A 17,021-nucleotide genomic window follows, 5' to 3' on the forward strand; every position below is an offset into this window, starting at 1 on the left:
CCAAACAATGGCTAAGCTGTCCATCGAAGAACTCATTGCAGCATTCAAGGAACTGTCCCTCGTTGAGGTTTCCGAGTTCGTCAAGGCATTCGAGGAAGAGTTCGACGTCACCGCAGCTGCTCCCGTTGCAGTTGTAGCAGGCGGCGCAGCAGGCGAGGCTGCTGAAGAGAAGTCCGAGTTCGACGTTATCCTGGAGTCCGCTGGCGACAAGAAGATCGCAGTGATCAAGGAAGTTCGTGCCCTGACCTCCCTCGGCCTGAAGGAAGCAAAGGACCTGGTTGACAGCGCTCCCAAGGCTCTGCTTGAGGGCGTTTCCAAGGAAGACGCTGAGAAGGCTAAGGAGCAGCTCGAGGCTGCTGGCGCAACCATCACCCTCAAGTAATCGACTTCTTCTCGATTCTTACGCGGGCGGTGCATCCATCGGATGCGCCGCCTCGCGGCATTTAACAGCCCCGAACCTTCCCCGACATTACGGCGGGGGCGGTCTCGGGGCTTTACTATGCTCGCATTATGTTTGGAGTGTCGGTTACCTTCTCCGGTAGCTTACGGAGTGTTTTTGTTAGTACCTAGTGATGCCCACGGCGAAGAGGCCCCTGTGACCACCCTGTGCCCCGGGGAGAGAGGCTGAGAGCACTGTGGTGCCTCTCTCCTAGAGCCCGGCAACGGGGCAGAGGTGCCGTATGATGGGATGAGACAACCCAGACATTCCTTTGCACGAAAGCGGATAGACATGAGCGAGCAGAAGAAAAAGAAGAAGAGCGCAACCGAGCGACCCGCCCGCGACTTGGCGGCTGAAGCACAGCAGGTCCTGGACGCTTTCGGTGCCGGTGTTCGTGAAGACCGCGACTACCCTGCTCTGCACCTGGCGCCTCCCGTGGGCCGCCTGAATGACCCGAACGGCCTGGTCTTCGATGGTAAGCGTTATCACGCCTTCTACCAGTACTCGCCCCTGCACCCGGAGCGTATGGTCTACTGGCGTCATGCGGTCAGTGAGGACCTGACCCACTGGACCGATGAGGGTACCGCCCTGGTGCCCGATAGCCGCTACGACTCGCACGGCTGCTACTCCGGCTCCGGTATTAAGGTTCCCGGCGGTTTTGAGTTCTTCTACACCGGTAACGTGAAGGACGAAAAGGGCAACCGCGAAACCTACCAGATTCTCGCAACCGCTGGTGAGGATGCGAAGCCGACCCGTCAGCTGCCCCCGCTGATTTCTGGTCCCGAGAAGGGCTACACCGCGCACTACCGTGACCCGCACGTCTTTGAGCGTAACGGCGAATGGTGGATGGTCATTGGTGCTCAGCGTGAGGACCTGACCGGCGCCGTGGTCGTGTACACCTCCGCAGACCGCCGCGAGTGGACTTTCCGCGGCGAGCTGGGCATCAAGGACAAGACCCTCAAGGGCACCTACATGTATGAGTGCCCCTCCCTGCTGAGCATGCGCGATGAGCTGACCGGCGAAATCCGCGACGTGCTGATTTTCAGCCCGCAGGGCATGGAGCCCCTCGGCGAGAAGTACAACAACATTTTCCAGAGCGGCTACATTGTCGGTTCGCTGGATAACGAGACCCTCAAGTTCACCGTGGAGACCCCCTTCACCGAGCTGGATGCAGGTTTCGAGTTCTACGCTCCGCAGACCATCTCCGGTACCGGCCTGACTGCTGACCCGAAGGCACCGCACACCGTGAGCGGCGATGCCCCGGTGATGATCGCGTGGCTGGGCAACGCAGACCAGGACGACCTGCCCTCGTGGAGCCACCGCTGGGTGCACATGTTCACCTACCCGCGTGAGCTGCACCTGCGTAACGGCAAGCTGTTCCAGCGCCCGGTGCCGCAGCTCAACGACGCGATGGAGATGAAGCCGCTGTACCGCGAGGAGGAGAAGGGCAAGCTCGTGGAGCTGAAGAACGCCCTGACCTTCCGCCTGCGCGGTCGTGTGAACGTCTCTGATGAGCGCGTGAAGCTGAAGATTAAGGACACCCACGGCGTGGCACTGAGCATCGTCCTGGATAAGGACTTTGTACAGATGGACCGTGGCGGTACCCGCTACACCGAGGGCGGTAGCCTGCGCCGCCGCACCCTAAAGCGTTCGAAGATTCGCGAGTTTGACCTGCTCGTGGATGGCTCGGCAACCGAACTGTACGTGGGTGGCAAGCTGGTCGCATCCATGGGTGCTGAGGTCATGACCGCTCGTACCTTCTTCAAGGGCGATAAGCGCCGTGTCCGCCTGACTGGTGGCGAGGTGCTGACCCTGGAGTACGGCCGCCTCTAAGCCGTTTTCTAAGCGTTAGGAGCCGCCTGCACGGGTGGTTTCTGGTAATTTCTGAATATGTCTGAGGGCTCACTTTCCGTATGGAGGGTGGGCCCTCGCTTTTAAGAACTTTCCCGTGATACCATGTTTTACATCCGATATGTCAAACGTATGACATATGCATGACATGCACACACAGACATATCTCACCTCATTCACAAAGCATCATACGGTGGTGCTCCAAACAAAGGAGAGCGAGCGTGGACCACAAGTCAGTGGCACAGCGCGTGCTGAATGACGTCGGTGGCGCCGGCAACATCGTTGCAGCCGCACACTGCGCAACCCGCCTTCGCCTCGTCCTGAAGAACCAGGACAAGGTCGACCAGGCGGCAATCGACAACGACGAAGACCTCAAGGGCAGCTTCCTTAACGCTGGCCAGTTCCAGATCATCGTCGGCCCCGGCGACGTCAACGAGGTACATAAGCACCTCATCGCTGCTGGCGCACCCGAGGCATCCAAGGACGAGCTCAAGGAAATTGCCTCCAAGCAGGGCAACATTGTCTCCCGCTTCATCAAGACCATTGCTGACATCTTCGTGCCGCTCATCCCGGTGCTGGTCGGTGGCGGTATGCTGATGGCGCTCAATAGCCTCCTGACCTCTAAGGGTATTTTTGGCCCCCAGGCAGTTATTGAACTTTTCCCTGAGTGGGCTGACTTCGCGGATATCGTCAACCTGCTCTCCGCAGCTCCCTTCGCCTTCCTGCCCGTGCTGGTCGGCTTCTCCGCCACCAAGGTCTTCGGCGGTAACCCCTACCTGGGTATGACCATGGGTGCCGCAATGGTATCCCCGGCCCTGATGAATGGCTACAACGTCGCAGCATCCCTGGCAGGTGCTGAAGGCACCGACCCGATGAAGTACTGGAACCTCTTCGGTCTGCAGGTTCAGCAGGCGGGCTACCAGGGTACCGTGCTGCCCATCATGCTGGTCGCATTTATCCTGTCCCACGTCGAGAAGTTCTTCCACAAGGTCCTCAAGGGAACCATCGACTTCATCTTCACCCCGACCCTCACCATCCTGATCACCGGCTTCCTGACCTTCCTGTTGGTCGGACCCCCGATGTTCCAGCTGGGCACCTGGCTGGGTGAAAGCATCAACTGGCTCTACACCGTTGCCGGCCCGCTCGGCGGTCTGCTCTTCGGTACCTTCTACGCATTCATCGTGATGACCGGTATGCACCAGGCATTCCCGCCCATCGAGATGAGCCTGTGGGCTACCGGTGGTTCCTTCATCTTCGTCGTTGCCTCCATGTCTAACGTGGCTCAGGGCGGTGCCGCAGCCGGTGTCGCGCTGACCACCAAGAACAAGAAGATTAAGGGTATTGCTTCTGCAGCCGCACCCTCCGCGTTCCTGGGCATTACCGAGCCCGCAATGTTCGGTGTCAACCTGGCTCTGCGCTGGCCCTTCTACATTGCAATCGTTTCCGCGGGTATTGGTTCGATGGTTACCTCTATTCTTGGAATTAAGGCGGGTAAGCTGGGCGCTGCTGGTTACCTTGGCTTCCCCTCGATTGAAGCAACCGTTGGTGCAGGTATCCCGGGCTTCTTGGGCTGCCTCGTCCTGACCACCGTCATCGCCTTCGTTGCCTCCTTCATCTGGGGTAAGAAGGTCGAGGCAGGCAACACTGAGGAAGTTGAGGCACCCGCTGCTGCAACTCCCGTAGCAGCTGCCGCAGCCCCCTCTACTGCCGTAGCAGCTGAGGTTGGCGAGAGCGTCGAAATCGGCTCCCACATGGTCGGTTCCGTGGTTCTGCTGGCTGACGTCAAGGACCCCACCTTCTCCTCCGGCGCACTGGGTGCAGGCACTGCTGTGGAGCCCACCGAAGGTAAGCTCTACGCACCGGCTGACGGCAAGATTACCGTCGCATTCCCCACCGGCCACGCCTACGGTCTGCGAACCGAGGACGGTCTGGATTTGCTGATGCACATCGGCATGGACACTGTTGAGCTCGACGGCAAGCACTTCGAGCCCAAGGTTGCTAAGGGTGACACCGTCAAGCGCGGCGACGTGATCGCTGAGTTCGATATTCCCGCGATTAAGGCTGCTGGCTATCCGCTGGCAACCCCCATGGTGATCACCAACTCCAAGAAGGCAGCTGCTTCGGTTGAAGATGTCCAGGCTTCGGGCGCTTCTGTGACCAACGCGGATTCGCTCCTGAAGGTTGCACTGAAGGCAAAGGCTAACGCATAGTCTGCACTCTTAATGAGTAGATAACCTCAACGTGATGTGCACCCCGTACCGCTCTCCCTAGAGCTGGTGCGGGGTGTTCAATTTTTCCTGCAAGAGCGTGCAAAAAGTATGTGAATAAATATTCACTAAAATTATGCATATTGGTGCAATATAAGCTGGCACACATTGGTGCATAGCCATGAAAAATGTCTTGATAAGGAACAATTTATTAGCCAGGAGTGAATAATCCAGCTAATATTTATGTATAGTTTCAAGCTTTTGTAAAGGGTGAATATGACCTCAGCTTCCTATACCGTCCGCACCGCCGAGTCTCATGAATATGCAGATGCGCTCGAGGTGCTGATTGCCGCATTCGACGGAGACCCCGCCATGATGGCAGTCATTGCAGGTGGTAGCCGCCGACAGGAACTTGCCAAGCTCCGCGCAATCATGACCCTGCAGGTCTACGGTAACTTCCAGGGCCGCGGACGTATCGACATTGCTATTGATAACACCACCGGAAAAATCGTGGGTGTCTGCCTCTGGAACACCCCCGAATCCCAGGAAGGTTCCTTCGCTAACGAACTCAAGCAGATTGGCGCCTACTACAAGGCGCTCGGCTGCAAGACTCTGCTGAAGGCGATCCTAATGGAGCTGCATCTGCTCAAGTACCGCCCCGCGTACAAGCACTGGTACCTCTTCAACATTGGTGTTCTCGAAGAGTATCGTAGCCGGGGCATTGGCTCCCAGCTACTCGACTACGGTACCGAACGCATTGGCGACTACCCCGCCTACCTCGAAGCATCGACCTACGACAGTGCACGCCTCTACGAGCGCCGCGGATTCTTCTCCCTCGGCCCGTTCCACGGCATCTTCTCCAAGGCGCACGCCGTCGGCATGGTCTACCCTGGAACCGGCCCGGCCGAGATTGTGCAGCGCAACTCCTAAAACTTCCGGACGCTCACAAAACCGATAAATGTATATACAAAATCCGCCCCACCGTGAGCACTCGCACGGTGGGGCGGATTTTTATTCTCAGAAGACGAGATTCTTATTGGAGCTCATCCGGAGCAGACATATCAGGCTGAATCTGATCCAGATCTGGGATGGAACGCACCGTCGCCCCCAGATGAAGCTCAACGGGGAGCACATCCTCAGGCTGGCTTATCGGGGGCTGGCTGTTTGGGGGAGCAGCTTCCTCCGCGGATTCTCCCTGCTGCAGCTCAACCAACTCCAGCAGACGCTGCGCGGTACGCTTCGCTATACCCTCAATCGGCTGAACCACGGTCGCTAGTTCCGGCATGAGTAACTGAACGCTCTGCGTGCCGTCATAGCCAATCACCTGGAAATCCTCAGGAACGCGAATGCCTCGAGCACGCGCCCACCCCAGGGTGAGTGCGGCGTAATTATCGTTGGAGGCGAAGACCGCGTCCACCGGCTCGGGGCTATCGGCACGCTCATCCAGGTAGCGGTAGAGCACCTCACGCTTAATGCCCAGCGAAGGGCGGAAGCCCAGCTCTACGAACTCCGGCATGAGCCCCGCCTCAAGCATTGCCTCACGGTAGCCGCGCTGACGCTCATTGTGCTCACCCATGGTAGAAGTTACGTGCACAATATTCTGCGCACCCGTGGCGATGAGGTGCTCCGTGGCGGCGCGGGCACCTCCGTAGTTATCAGAGCGAATATTCGGATAGAAACCGCTTTCGAGACGGTCTACGGTCACTAGGGGAGCCTGCGCATGCGGAATGTTAACCAGCGCGTCTGAGTGGGCGCCGCTGATGATGCCGTCCACCTGATTGGAGAAGAGCATCTCCAGGTAGCGCTTTTCTTGCTCGGGGTGATCATCGCTATTGCAGAGAATGACCCGGTAGCCCTCTTCGGCGAGGTAGCTTTCGAGGCGGTACACCATCTCCCCGTAGAAGGGGTTTGCGACCGTGGGGAAGATGAGGCCCACCATCTGCGAGCGCTGACCCTGCAGGCTACGGGCGATGGCATTGGGTCGGTAGCCGAGTTCCCGCATCGCTTCGTGGACCTTGGTACGGGTATTTTCGCTCAGATAGCCGCGGTTATTGAGTACGCGGGAGACCGTGGTGGGGGAGACGCCCGCTAGGGCTGCAACGTCGCTGAGTTTGGGCTTTGCCACGGGGGCTCCCTTCGATATGTTAAACGATTGACATATCTCTCTACTATACCTTCTTCACAGAAGCTAACGGAGCCTCGAAAATCAGAAAAAGTGCTTTTCCCCTGTGCTATCAAACGCACCGATTTGCCGTGCCGGTCTACAGCACCGGAATAACCGGAACGCGAGCCCCCACCTCATGCGCAGAACCTCGCACCGAAGAATCATCCAACACTGCGCAGTGAGTAGCCGCCGCCAACGAGGACAGCATATGCGACGCCGACTTCGGCAGAGGATACGCCACTCCATCACGCACCGACACCGGAAGCAGACGAGCCCCCGCCGGCTTACGCAAAGTATCCACCGGATCACCCAGAACCGCCGAATCTAGCTCAGGAAGAGGCATATCCCTCATACCAGCCAAAAGCGGCGGCAAATACGAATACAAAGCCGTGTACGCAGCCAAAGGATTACCCGGCAGACCCAACACAAAACGCTCACGACCCGAATTCGGACCCTTCTCCGGAACCGGCAAACGCGCAGCCAATGCAGGATGACCCGGACGCACATCCACCGACTCAAACAGGTACGTCGCACCCATATCGTTGAGCACCTTACGCACCAAATCAACACCCGAAGTACTCGACCCGCCCGTAAACACCAGCACACGAGCCGTCGATGTGGACAAGAACGTGCGGAACTCAGACTCAACATCCGCCAGGCGAATCGACGGGCGCGCCTCGCAGCCTGCAGAAATAATCGCGTGCTCCATGAAGCCGCCAAAGGCATCACGCACCTGACCCGGCGCAGGCACACCAAAGGTAATGACCTCATTACCCGTAAACGCGCAACGCACCGGAATCGGGGCATACACCGGCAACTCATCAAAACCATTCGTGCCCAAGAATGCCGCCATACGAGCAGATACACGGTCACCGTGGCGCGCCAACAACTCGCCACGTTCCAGCTCAGCACCAGCATGGCGAATATCAGCACCCGGTGCCGGAGGCTCAAAACCCTCCGCCATATCCAGGTAATGAATGCTCGCCTGAGTCTCCAAATGGGCGCTCACGCCCGGATGCGAAGAACCCTCCGCACCTTCATACAGACGCGAATGCTCCTCACGCACAATCGCCTCGGCACCCTCAGGGACCAAACCACCCGTCAGAATCGGGGTCGCCTCACCCGGAACAATCGGCACCGTCAGGCGGTGAATATTCGCGCGAGAATCCTCCGGATACGCCGGAGTCACCAGACGCCACGGAGGCGTACCCGCCACAGCATAGCCGTCCATCGCCGAAGAACTATAGTGGGGCACCGGCATCACTGAATAAATATCGGCCGCCAAATAATGGCCAATCGTCGCCAACAGCGGCAAAGATTCCGTCTTAACATGGGGCGCAACCTGCTGGCCCTCCTCATGCAGAATCTGGCGGGCCTGCTGCCACGAAACAGAAGGAATATGGTGAGACATCGTACCTCGTAAAAGTGTGTGCGGGACGCGCAACAGCGCGCGAGCTCAAAAACATCGCCCGGTCGGGCGTTAAGAACTGAGACCTACCACTAGGGTACTCGTAGCTTGGCGACTAGCGCTCCTGGGCGCCTCAGATGCTAATAACTCGTGCTAATAACTCGACCAGAGCGAAGTCGTATAGCCAAGAGCCTGCGCCTGCTCCCACGTATCAACATCGGCGGTATCAGCGGCAGACATCTCCACCGCCGCGGGGTTCAAACGGCGCAAAAAAGAACGAACAGAAGCGTCAGTCGTGCCGGTCGAAAAGACCGAACGGATCGCCTCAAAACGGTAAATACCCACCAGCGGCTGATAGATGCCCTCAGCGACACCCCAAAAACCTGCAGATGCTTCAGAAGCAGCGGGGGCTGACTGCCCTACAGAAGCCTGCTCGGCAACCCGCGCGGCGGCAATCAACAGCTGAACCGCCGGGGCAATACGCGGAGTATCCACACCCAAAATCAGACACCATTCAGGCAGAGGCACCTGCGATCGCTCGCAATCCGCCGCAATACACTCCAACCCGGCATGAATCGCAGCGGCAGGACCCGAAAACGGTGGATCCTCACGAGTGCGCAACACACCGGACGGCAACGGCAAGCTCTCAGGACCCACCACCACGCGCGGGGACGCGGCGTCCACCGCCTCCAGGGCACAACCCAGCAGGGTATTCGTGCCATCAGACAGGGACGCCTTCGGCACGTGGTTCAGGCGGCGAGAAGCGCCTCCGGCAACAACGACCGCGGCGCACGAAAAATCACCCTCAGCGGCAAGCTCAGAACCGGGTATCTTATCCGCCCGCATTATCCACCCGCAAAGGGAGGCAGAACGTCCACACGATCGGTATCCTGCAGCGGAGCCTGCGCATCAGAACGGGCACCGTTGACCAGGAACGAGCACTGCTCCATGACCTGCGCAAGAGTCAGACCCGAAGGGGTTGTGCCCTCCAAGCTCTGGCCCAGATGCTCAATCAGCGCGCCAAGAGTTGCAGACGACAGCTCAGCCAGGGGCACCGACAGCTGCGCGGTACCCGCCGCAGAACGCGCGGCAGCGAAAAAATGAACCTGCATAATGCTCCTCAATCCTTGAATAAACTCTGAGCAGGGTAGCCGAAAGCCAGGGGGTAAGGTGGCAGTAAAAGACCTTGTCCCACGCATATTTGGGTGTATATCCGGCTAATAAATAGGGTAGCTTCCTTAGCCGCCAATAGCGCTCATCGAGCGGCTCGCCTTGGCGAACTCCTCAATATCGAAGTCAGCGTCTTCCTTGCCGTGAGCGCGCGGCTTGAACCACATGCCTTCACGCCAACGCAGAGCCAGCTGCTGATCGTCAGCACCGGAACGTAGAAGCTGCATCAGGTCAGTCTCAGTGTCAGAGAACAAACACGAGCGAATCTTGCCGTCCGCCGTCAGGCGGGTGCGGGTGCACGCATTGCAGAACGACTCCGTCACCGAAGCGATAATGCCCACACGGCCCAGCGACTCGGTACCGTCAGCCGGGAAGCCCGCCTCATCCAGGGCAGTGCCGAGCGGGTACACCTCCCACAGCTGAGCGGGGGAATCGCCACGTGCCTCAGCCACCGAACCCAGAACGTACTCAGCCGATAGCTTCTCGCGAATCTCAGCGGCAGTAATCGTGCCCTCGCGGGTCCAACGGTTATCGGCATCCAGCGGCATCTGCTCAATAAAACGCAGCTGATAGCCACCCGCCAATGCCCAGCGCAGAAGCTCCGGAGCCTGATCATCATTCAGACCCGGCATCAGCACAGCATTAATTTTGATGGGCCACAGGCCAGCCTCAGCAGCACCGTCAATACCCTTGAGTACAGCATCGAGCTTGTCGCGGCGGGTCAACTCGGCAAAGGTTTCACGGCAAATCGTATCCAGAGAAACATTGATGCGGGTCAGGCCAGCCTCCGCCAGGGCGGTGGCACGCTTCTCCAAACCAATACCGTTCGTCGTAATAGCAAGCGGAACATCCGGATGCGCCTGATGGATACGGGAAATAATGTCCACCAAATCGGCGCGCACCAGCGGCTCGCCACCGGTAAAGCGGATCTCCTCCACGCCCAGCTCAGTAATCGCAATATCGGCAAGGCGTGCAATCTCCTCTGCAGAGAGCAGATTCTCCTTGGGAAGCCACTGCAAACCATCCGCCGGCATGCAATAAATGCAACGAAGATTACATTTATCGGTCAGAGAGATACGAAGATCCGTCGCCACGCGACCCCAACGGTCCAAGAGCGGACCGCTATTCGTAATATTCGGAAGTTTACGCTGGGCCTTTACGCCACTCTCAGATTTTTGGGGCGTCACAAAAGCAGCCCCGTTACCCTCCGCAGAAGATAAGGTGCTTAACATTGGGCCCGCAATGAGTTCAGAAGAGGCCGAATTCGCCGTGTACGCCATGTAAAACCTATGTGGAAAATTTGCATATTTCAGGTGACAATATGATTATTCCATGTTCCGGCGCCCCGCACATAGTGTGTGCAGGGTAAGTTACAACTGCGCCACCGCAGACCACGTGACGAAAACAACGTGTACAAGCTAGGGACGTACACGGAACGTCACACAGAGCCCGAACAGGAAAACACCTCACCACCGCAAGAGTACGAACCACCAAGGAAACAAATTTCATGAAGACCCCCCTCGCAGCCCTCAGCGCGCTCGCCGCCGCAACCCTCGCCCTCACCGGATGCGGCGCCACCCAGAGCTCCTCTTCGTCCACTGCCTCCTCATCGAGTAGCCAGGCTGCCTCCGGCAAGGTCGAAGTCTTTGCCGCCGCCTCCCTGAACAACGCAGGTGCAGACCTTGAAAAGGCATACGAAGCCGCCAACCCCGGCGTAGACGTCACCTTCGTCTACGAAGGCTCCGCAAAGCTCGTCAACCAGATTGAGCAGGGCGCAACCCCCGACCTGCTCATCACCGCAGACACCAAGAACATGGACAAGGCAAAGAAGCTCGACCAGTTCTCCGACTCCAAAACCAACGTCCTGGTCACCAACAAACTCGTGCTCGTCACCGCCGAAGGCAACCCCGGCAAGATCAACAGCCTCGACGACCTCAAGACCACCGACGGCGTCGTCGCAGTCTGCAAAGAAGACGTCCCCTGCGGTACCATCGCTCACCAGGAACTGAAGAAGCACGACATTACCCTCAAGAACGCAACCACCGAAAGCAAGGTCACCGACGTAGCAACCAAGGTCACCACCGGTAACGCCGATGCGGGCTTCATCTACACCACCGACCTCGCCGCCGCCAAGAAGAAGGGTGTCAACCTCGGCTCCGTCGAGCTGACCGATGTGGAACGCAACGAATACCCCGCGGCGCTCAGCAAGACCGGCTCTTCTTCCGAAACCGCGAAGAAGTTCAACGAATGGCTGAAGAACTCCGACGAGGCGAAGAAGATCCTCACCGAGTACGGCTTCAACACCGCACAGTAATTCAACACCGCCACAGTAGGGAACAACCCGCGTCTCATCACCCATGACAGACACTACCGCTACCCATCGCAACGCCGGAACCTCACGCACACCCGGAAGCAGGCTCTTCGCCTCCGTGCCCGTGCTCTTCCTGGTTCCGGCGTCGCTGGGTATTTTCCTCATTGCCGGACCGCTCCTCGGGCTCTTCCTCAATATCCCCTGGAACCAGCTCGGCAGCATCTTCACCCCGCAGGTGCTCGGGGCGGCAAACCTCTCCCTCAGTACTGCCGCCGCCTCCACCCTCATCTGCGGGCTTCTCGGTGCACCCCTGGCGCTCGTGCTCTCCAAAGTGCTCAACCGCTCGCGGCTGCACCGATTCGGATCGGTCCTCTACGCCATCATCTACACCCCGGTGATTCTCTCCCCGGTCGTCTCCGGACTCGGTCTGCTCTTCTTCTGGGGACGCAAAGGCATGATCGGCACCTACCTCTACCAGGCAGGAATCTCTATCCCCTTCACCCCCAACGCGGTGATTATCGCCCAGGTCTTCGTCGCCCTACCCTTCTTCGTTGCCACAGCGGTCACCACCCTGCAGGCTATTCCCCGCGAATATGAAGAAATCGCCCTCGTCGAAGGCGCTAAACCCGCAGAAATCACCTTCAAAGTGCTCCTACCCCTCGCCGCGCCCGGCCTCGCCACCGCCTTCCTGCTCTCCTTCGCCCGCGCCCTCGGCGAATACGGCGCAACCGTCACCTTCGCCGGCAACGTGCAAGGCAAAACCCAAACCATACCCCTCGCCATCGACCTAGCCATCAATAGCAGCGACATCCCCAGCGCCCTCGGAAGCGCCCTGATACTCATCAGCCTCTACTTAGGAATCTTCGGGGTCCTCGGCCTAATCCGCGCCCTCAAAAAACTACGCGAAAGCACCCGATAAGCCACCCCGCCGCTCACCCCACCCACCCTGGCATGCAGAGAGCCTTAGGACAAGCTCCATTTACCAGTCCACAAACACACACCTACACTAGTCATAACCGCCGTCGCACGATTGGAACCGCCATGATTTCCCCCGAATTCATTGGAACCCCCAGCACCGAGGAATACCGCGCCTACCTGGCGCTACTGCTACGCGAAGTCTTCATCGGCACAGCAGAAACGGTTTCCCTCTACCACGCGGCAGGACGCATCCTCGCCCAAGACGTCACCGCACGCATGGACGTACCCAGCTTCGACAACTCCCAAATGGACGGCTACGCCCTCACCGCTGAAGCCGCAGGACGCGAAGACCGCATCTTCACCGTAGGACGCGAAATCCCCGCCGGCCGACCCCTCCAGCGTTCCCGCTCCTCCGACGACCTGACCTACCCCATCATGACCGGCGCGCCCATGCCCAAGGGCTACGATGCCGTTATTCCCGTCGAACAGTCCGAACGCATCGAATACCCCGACCTGCCCGAATCCTTCGGCCGCCCCAGCGAAAAGGTCAAACTTGCCCCCGGCAAGCCCGGGCAGTTCGTGCGCCGCCGCGGTGAAGACGTCGTCACCGGTCAGGTCCTCGCACGCGCCGGTGAACGCGTCACCCCCGCTCTGCTCGGTGCGCTCGCATCCCAGGGCTATGCCCGCTTGACCGTCGCGGCAGGTCCCCGCGTGCTCGTCTGCACCGGCGGCGACGAGATCCTCTCCGGTGTTGAAGAAGACGGCAGCGCCACCACCCAGGAACTCGGCCAGGGCCAGATTTTTGACGCCAACGGCCCCATGCTCACCGCCATGCTCCGCGAAGACGGAGCGGAGGTGCGGCGTATCGCTATCGGTGATGATCCCATCGAGCTGTTGCACCGCCTCACGGCAGAATACGAGAGCTTCAAACCGGACATCATCATCACCTCGGGCGGTATCAGCCACGGTAAATACGAGGTGGTCCGCAACGCCATCGCCAAGGCGCACGAAGCCGATATTCTGGTGCCCGTCTCCTGGTTTGGCCACGTCAGCCAGCAGCCTGGCGGCCCCCAGGGCGTGAACCTGCTCGACTTCAAGGGCCACCGCGTGCCCATGATTTCCTTCCCCGGCAACCCGGTGAGCACCCTCATCTCGTACGCGCTGATTCTGCGCCCCTACCTGCGAGCCGGCGGCCCCTACGGTGTGCCCCACGCGGTTGCCTCTGAACAGGCAACCCTGAACAACGCACCCCGAGGCGTGCTCATCACCGACACCCCGCTTACCGCACCGGCGACCAAGCGCCAGTTCTTGCGCGGCACCCTCGCCATGGTCGAGGTGGAACCCGGAACCTACCGGGTGGAGCTCTACCCGGACATCCTCTCAGGCTCGCACCTGCTGCACCGCGCCGCCCAGGCGGATGTGCTCATCGAGCTGGCACCCGGAACCACCTACACCGGGGGAGAGGCGGTACACTACCACCGCATTCGCCTCACCGATAACTAAACGAAACGCCCCGCATTGTTCCTTGTCCGATAGACAAGGAATAATTGAGACTCACACTAAGTAACGATTCGCGGCAGAAGAATACCGCGCAGAAGCCAGGAGAAACGATGACCTCTACCTCGCAGCCCAACCAGGAACTGACCCATGTGCGCGCCGACGGCTCGGCGCACATGGTGGATGTTACGGAGAAGGCGGTTACCACCCGCACCGCCCTGGCTGAGGCGACCGTGCGCACCCGCGAAGACGTTATCGCCATGATTTTTGATGCCGATCTGCCCAAGGGCGACGCTCTTCCCGTTGCACGTGTTGCCGGCATCATGGGCGCTAAGCGCACCCCGGAAATCATTCCCCTCTGCCACCCGCTGCCCCTGGGTAAGATCACGGTGGACTTTGAGCGCGGCACCGACTTCGTGCGTATTGAGGCGTCCGTGAAGACCCGCGGCGTCACCGGCGTAGAGATGGAGGCGCTCACCGCCGTCTCCTCGGCGGCGCTGACCGTTTTCGACATGATTAAGGCAGTCGATAAGCACGCCGTCATTACCGATATCCGTGTTCTGGAGAAGAGCGGCGGCAAGTCCGGCGACTGGTCCGTCCGCGAGGACTCCTAAGTTACGGCGGCACACCGCCCCCACCGATTCCACCGTCACCTGATAGATACAGAAAAGGAAAGCCAATGAGTAGCGAAGACTACACCATGCCCGAGAACCTCACCGGCCTGGTTATTGTCGCCTCCACCCGCGCAGCCCGCGGCGTGTACGAGGATAAGTCCGGCCCCATCGCCGTGGAGTGGCTGCGCTCGCGCGGCTTCGACACCCCGGATGCCGTGGTCATTGAAGACCGCGATATTGTCGAGTACTTCAACACCTTGGTGACCGAAGGTAAGAAGAACGGTAACCTGCCGACCTTCATCCTGACCAGCGGTGGTACCGGTCTGAACTCTGACGACCAGACCGTGGAGGCGGTTCGCCCCCACCTGGACAAGGAAGTACCCGGCATCATGCACGCTTTCTGGATGAACGGTCTGAAGAACGTTCCCGCGGCGGTGCTTTCACGTGGCGTGGCGGGTGTCATTGACCGCACCTTCGTGATGACCCTGCCCGGTTCTCGCGGCGGCGTGAAGGACGGCGTGGCAACCCTCGACCCGCTTGTTGAGCACATTTGCCGTCAGATGGAGGACTACCATGACCACTAAGCCGCAGAACGAAGAATCCCTGGACCATTCGGGTGCGCACGGTGCTGAGCCGAGCGGCTCGACCGTGGTGTTCACCGATATTACGGAAGCGCCCCTGGAGCCGCTGTACGCGGCGGCTAAGGCTGAGGTCATGACTGACGCTATGGGTGCACTGGTAATTTTTGACGGCATTGTGCGCAACCATGATCACGGTAGCGCGGTGCGCGGGCTGTCCTATAGCGCGCATCCGCAGGCTCGTGAGTATATTGCGGAGGTTGCCGCCGAGGTTGCTGCCGAGCTGGACGGTGTGCGTCTGTGGGCTGTGCATCGTGTAGGTCCGATTGCTATTGGTGAGTCGGCTCTGACCGTGATGGCGGCGGCTGCTCACCGTGGCCGCGCGTTTGATGCCTGTGAGCTGGTGGCTGACCGGGTGAAGGCTCGTGTGCCGATTTGGAAGGAACAGGAACTGCTCGATGGAAGCATCGAGTGGGTTGGTGTGGATACTTCGCCCGCTTAGCCTTCTGAATATTCTGATATCTCTATATAAGCCTGTCAGGGGGATTTCTCTCGGGCAGGCTTATTCTCCTTGAATGCTCAAGTCACCTCTACCACTAGACGCGAGGAATCCCTATGTCTTCTCAGCCTTCAACCGGCACGGGCGCGCTCTCTGCCGCTGAGCGTGCGTTCTATTCTCGTCAGCTGATTCTGCCCGAAATGGGCTACGAGGCTCAGCTGGCGCTCAAACGCGCACGCGTGGTGGTGCTGGGTGCTGGCGGTTTGGGTGCTCCCGCGCTGCTGTACCTGGCGGGTGCCGGGGTCGGTCAGATTGTGGTGGTTGATGATGACGTCGTGGATGCCTCGAATCTGCACCGCCAGGTGATTCATACGCACGCCAGAGTGGGTAATTCTAAGGCTGAGTCTGCCGCAGAGTCTTTGCGCTCGCTGAATCCTTTTATTGAGGTTGTGCCTGTGCGTGAGCGTTTGACGGAGGCGAATGTTGATGAGCTTCTGTCTGGCGCTGACCTGGTGCTGGATGGTAGCGATAATTTTGAATCGCGTTATGTGGTGTCGGCGGCGGCGGCGCGTGCTGGGATTGCGCATGTGTGGGCTGCGATTCTTGGCTTTGATGCGCAGTTGAGTGTGTTTTGGGCGGGACACGGTCCGGTGTATGAGGATTTGTACCCTCATGCTCCTGCTGCCGGTAGTGTGCCTTCGTGTAGTACTGCTGGCGTGGTGGGCGCTATGGCTGGTGTGGTGGGTGCTGCTATGGCTATGGAGGCCGTGAAGCTGTTGACCGGGGTGGGGGAGCCACTCATGGGTGAGGTTGGCCTATATTCGGCGTTAAGCGGGAGGTGGGAATATATACCTCTCGTAGCTAGCGTGCAAGCTGTACCTAAGAAAAGCGCTGTTTTGCCCCAAGAAACGAGTCATAAGCCCAAAAATTATGTAACAATTCGTAATATTTCTCAGGATTTTACAAGCTCTTCTGCTGACTCGAAACCCCGCTCGATGAGCGCTCAGGACCTTAAAAAGATGTCATCGGGTGAAAATATTGCCCTTTTGGACGTCCGTGAGCAGGTGGAATTCGAAGCTTTTGCTATTGATGGGGCTATTAATCTTCCTCTGACTGAGTTGCTTGAAGCGGCTCGAAATGACTCCCTCAAAGCCCTGATTGAGCGTAAAATCCCCGCAAATGCCCAGAAAATCGTTATTTACTGCACCGGATACACCCGAACGGTTGAAGCGGCTCGTGAAATAGCGCCTCTGGAGGAGCGTTCTGTGTACATGCTTGAGGGTGGAATTTCCGCCTGGCTTACGGTCTAAAACACCCTTATTTCGCATGAATTAGGCAAGGTTTTTATCTCGTATTTTCTATGCC

Annotated in this window: 16 protein-coding genes; 11 read left to right on the forward strand and 5 right to left on the reverse strand. The window is 58.9% G+C overall.

The annotated features are described in order from the left end of the window. The first annotated feature begins 7 nt into the window (after positions 1-7). The 4 genes from rplL to HMPREF2712_RS04510 all read left to right on the forward strand — a co-directional run bounded on the left by rplL (position 8) and on the right by HMPREF2712_RS04510 (position 5,427). The gene (gene rplL / locus HMPREF2712_RS04495; RefSeq protein WP_005504884.1) at positions 8-382 is read left to right on the forward strand and encodes a 50S ribosomal protein L7/L12; all 375 of its coding nucleotides are present in this window, start codon (positions 8-10) and stop codon (positions 380-382) included. Positions 383-730: 348 nt separating this feature from the next. Then, entirely contained in the window at positions 731-2,272 is a 1,542-nt protein-coding gene (locus HMPREF2712_RS04500; RefSeq protein ID WP_070819388.1) for a glycoside hydrolase family 32 protein, read from the forward strand. Positions 2,273-2,511: 239 nt separating this feature from the next. Continuing rightward, entirely contained in the window at positions 2,512-4,500 is a 1,989-nt protein-coding gene (locus tag HMPREF2712_RS04505) for a PTS sucrose transporter subunit IIABC (RefSeq protein ID WP_070819389.1), read from the forward strand. Positions 4,501-4,773: 273 nt separating this feature from the next. Then, the gene (locus HMPREF2712_RS04510) at positions 4,774-5,427 is read left to right on the forward strand and encodes a GNAT family N-acetyltransferase (protein ID WP_005504890.1); all 654 of its coding nucleotides are present in this window, start codon (positions 4,774-4,776) and stop codon (positions 5,425-5,427) included. 103 nt (positions 5,428-5,530) lie between these two features. Here HMPREF2712_RS04510 and HMPREF2712_RS04515 read toward each other — a convergent pair whose 3' ends face one another. The 5 genes from HMPREF2712_RS04515 to moaA all read right to left on the reverse strand — a co-directional run bounded on the left by HMPREF2712_RS04515 (position 5,531) and on the right by moaA (position 10,519). After that, positions 5,531-6,622: a LacI family DNA-binding transcriptional regulator gene (locus HMPREF2712_RS04515; RefSeq protein WP_005504892.1), complete on the reverse strand. Its 1,092-nt coding sequence runs from the start codon at positions 6,620-6,622 to the stop codon at positions 5,531-5,533. A gap of 136 nt (positions 6,623-6,758) precedes the next feature. After that, the gene (locus HMPREF2712_RS04520; RefSeq protein ID WP_070819390.1) at positions 6,759-8,072 is read right to left on the reverse strand and encodes a molybdopterin molybdotransferase MoeA; all 1,314 of its coding nucleotides are present in this window, start codon (positions 8,070-8,072) and stop codon (positions 6,759-6,761) included. Between the two features lie 150 nt (positions 8,073-8,222). Further along, complete coding sequence (locus HMPREF2712_RS04525; protein WP_005504901.1) at positions 8,223-8,915, reverse strand: molybdenum cofactor guanylyltransferase; 693 nt, start codon at positions 8,913-8,915, stop codon at positions 8,223-8,225. Further along, entirely contained in the window at positions 8,915-9,181 is a 267-nt protein-coding gene (locus HMPREF2712_RS04530; protein WP_005504902.1) for a MoaD/ThiS family protein, read from the reverse strand. The genes HMPREF2712_RS04525 and HMPREF2712_RS04530 overlap by 1 nt, the downstream gene beginning before the upstream one ends. A 126-nt stretch (positions 9,182-9,307) precedes the next feature. Then, complete coding sequence (gene moaA / locus HMPREF2712_RS04535) at positions 9,308-10,519, reverse strand: GTP 3',8-cyclase MoaA (RefSeq protein ID WP_005504903.1); 1,212 nt, start codon at positions 10,517-10,519, stop codon at positions 9,308-9,310. A 227-nt stretch (positions 10,520-10,746) separates the two neighbouring features. On the opposite strand from moaA, the gene modA reads away from it, so the two are divergent. The 7 genes from modA to HMPREF2712_RS04570 all read left to right on the forward strand — a co-directional run bounded on the left by modA (position 10,747) and on the right by HMPREF2712_RS04570 (position 16,966). Continuing rightward, positions 10,747-11,553 carry a molybdate ABC transporter substrate-binding protein gene (modA, locus tag HMPREF2712_RS04540; RefSeq protein ID WP_005504904.1) on the forward strand — a complete coding sequence of 269 codons (807 nt, stop codon included), beginning with the start codon at positions 10,747-10,749 and terminating at the stop codon, positions 11,551-11,553. Between the two features lie 43 nt (positions 11,554-11,596). Next, positions 11,597-12,469, forward strand: a complete 873-nt coding sequence (locus HMPREF2712_RS04545) for an ABC transporter permease (RefSeq protein ID WP_044145744.1) — start codon at positions 11,597-11,599, stop codon at positions 12,467-12,469. 122 nt (positions 12,470-12,591) lie between these two features. Continuing rightward, positions 12,592-13,971 carry a molybdopterin molybdotransferase MoeA gene (locus HMPREF2712_RS04550; protein ID WP_070819391.1) on the forward strand — a complete coding sequence of 460 codons (1,380 nt, stop codon included), beginning with the start codon at positions 12,592-12,594 and terminating at the stop codon, positions 13,969-13,971. 107 nt (positions 13,972-14,078) lie between these two features. Then, the gene (gene moaC / locus HMPREF2712_RS04555) at positions 14,079-14,579 is read left to right on the forward strand and encodes a cyclic pyranopterin monophosphate synthase MoaC (protein WP_005504909.1); all 501 of its coding nucleotides are present in this window, start codon (positions 14,079-14,081) and stop codon (positions 14,577-14,579) included. Positions 14,580-14,644: 65 nt separating this feature from the next. Further along, complete coding sequence (locus HMPREF2712_RS04560; protein WP_005504911.1) at positions 14,645-15,163, forward strand: MogA/MoaB family molybdenum cofactor biosynthesis protein; 519 nt, start codon at positions 14,645-14,647, stop codon at positions 15,161-15,163. After that, positions 15,153-15,659: a molybdenum cofactor biosynthesis protein MoaE gene (locus HMPREF2712_RS04565; protein ID WP_005504913.1), complete on the forward strand. Its 507-nt coding sequence runs from the start codon at positions 15,153-15,155 to the stop codon at positions 15,657-15,659. Before HMPREF2712_RS04560 ends, HMPREF2712_RS04565 begins: the two co-directional genes overlap by 11 nt. Before the next feature lie 113 nt (positions 15,660-15,772). Further along, the gene (locus tag HMPREF2712_RS04570; protein ID WP_070819392.1) at positions 15,773-16,966 is read left to right on the forward strand and encodes a ThiF family adenylyltransferase; all 1,194 of its coding nucleotides are present in this window, start codon (positions 15,773-15,775) and stop codon (positions 16,964-16,966) included. Positions 16,967-17,021: the final 55 nt, after the last annotated feature.

Origin of the sequence: Rothia sp. HMSC064F07, assembly GCF_001837265.1 — a bacterium.
GTDB lineage: Bacteria > Actinomycetota > Actinomycetes > Actinomycetales > Micrococcaceae > Rothia > Rothia mucilaginosa.

Coding starts and splice junctions, on each gene's coding strand:
- rplL (WP_005504884.1), top strand. CDS start 8: ATGGCTAAGCTGTCCATCGAAGAACTCATTGCAGCATTCAAGGAACTG.
- HMPREF2712_RS04500 (WP_070819388.1), top strand. CDS start 731: ATGAGCGAGCAGAAGAAAAAGAAGAAGAGCGCAACCGAGCGACCCGCC.
- HMPREF2712_RS04510 (WP_005504890.1), top strand. CDS start 4,774: ATGACCTCAGCTTCCTATACCGTCCGCACCGCCGAGTCTCATGAATAT.
- HMPREF2712_RS04520 (WP_070819390.1), bottom strand. CDS start 8,072: ATGTCTCACCATATTCCTTCTGTTTCGTGGCAGCAGGCCCGCCAGATT.
- HMPREF2712_RS04525 (WP_005504901.1), bottom strand. CDS start 8,915: ATGCGGGCGGATAAGATACCCGGTTCTGAGCTTGCCGCTGAGGGTGAT.
- HMPREF2712_RS04530 (WP_005504902.1), bottom strand. CDS start 9,181: ATGCAGGTTCATTTTTTCGCTGCCGCGCGTTCTGCGGCGGGTACCGCG.
- moaA (WP_005504903.1), bottom strand. CDS start 10,519: ATGGCGTACACGGCGAATTCGGCCTCTTCTGAACTCATTGCGGGCCCA.
- modA (WP_005504904.1), top strand. CDS start 10,747: ATGAAGACCCCCCTCGCAGCCCTCAGCGCGCTCGCCGCCGCAACCCTC.
- HMPREF2712_RS04545 (WP_044145744.1), top strand. CDS start 11,597: ATGACAGACACTACCGCTACCCATCGCAACGCCGGAACCTCACGCACA.
- HMPREF2712_RS04550 (WP_070819391.1), top strand. CDS start 12,592: ATGATTTCCCCCGAATTCATTGGAACCCCCAGCACCGAGGAATACCGC.
- moaC (WP_005504909.1), top strand. CDS start 14,079: ATGACCTCTACCTCGCAGCCCAACCAGGAACTGACCCATGTGCGCGCC.
- HMPREF2712_RS04560 (WP_005504911.1), top strand. CDS start 14,645: ATGAGTAGCGAAGACTACACCATGCCCGAGAACCTCACCGGCCTGGTT.
- HMPREF2712_RS04565 (WP_005504913.1), top strand. CDS start 15,153: ATGACCACTAAGCCGCAGAACGAAGAATCCCTGGACCATTCGGGTGCG.
- HMPREF2712_RS04570 (WP_070819392.1), top strand. CDS start 15,773: ATGTCTTCTCAGCCTTCAACCGGCACGGGCGCGCTCTCTGCCGCTGAG.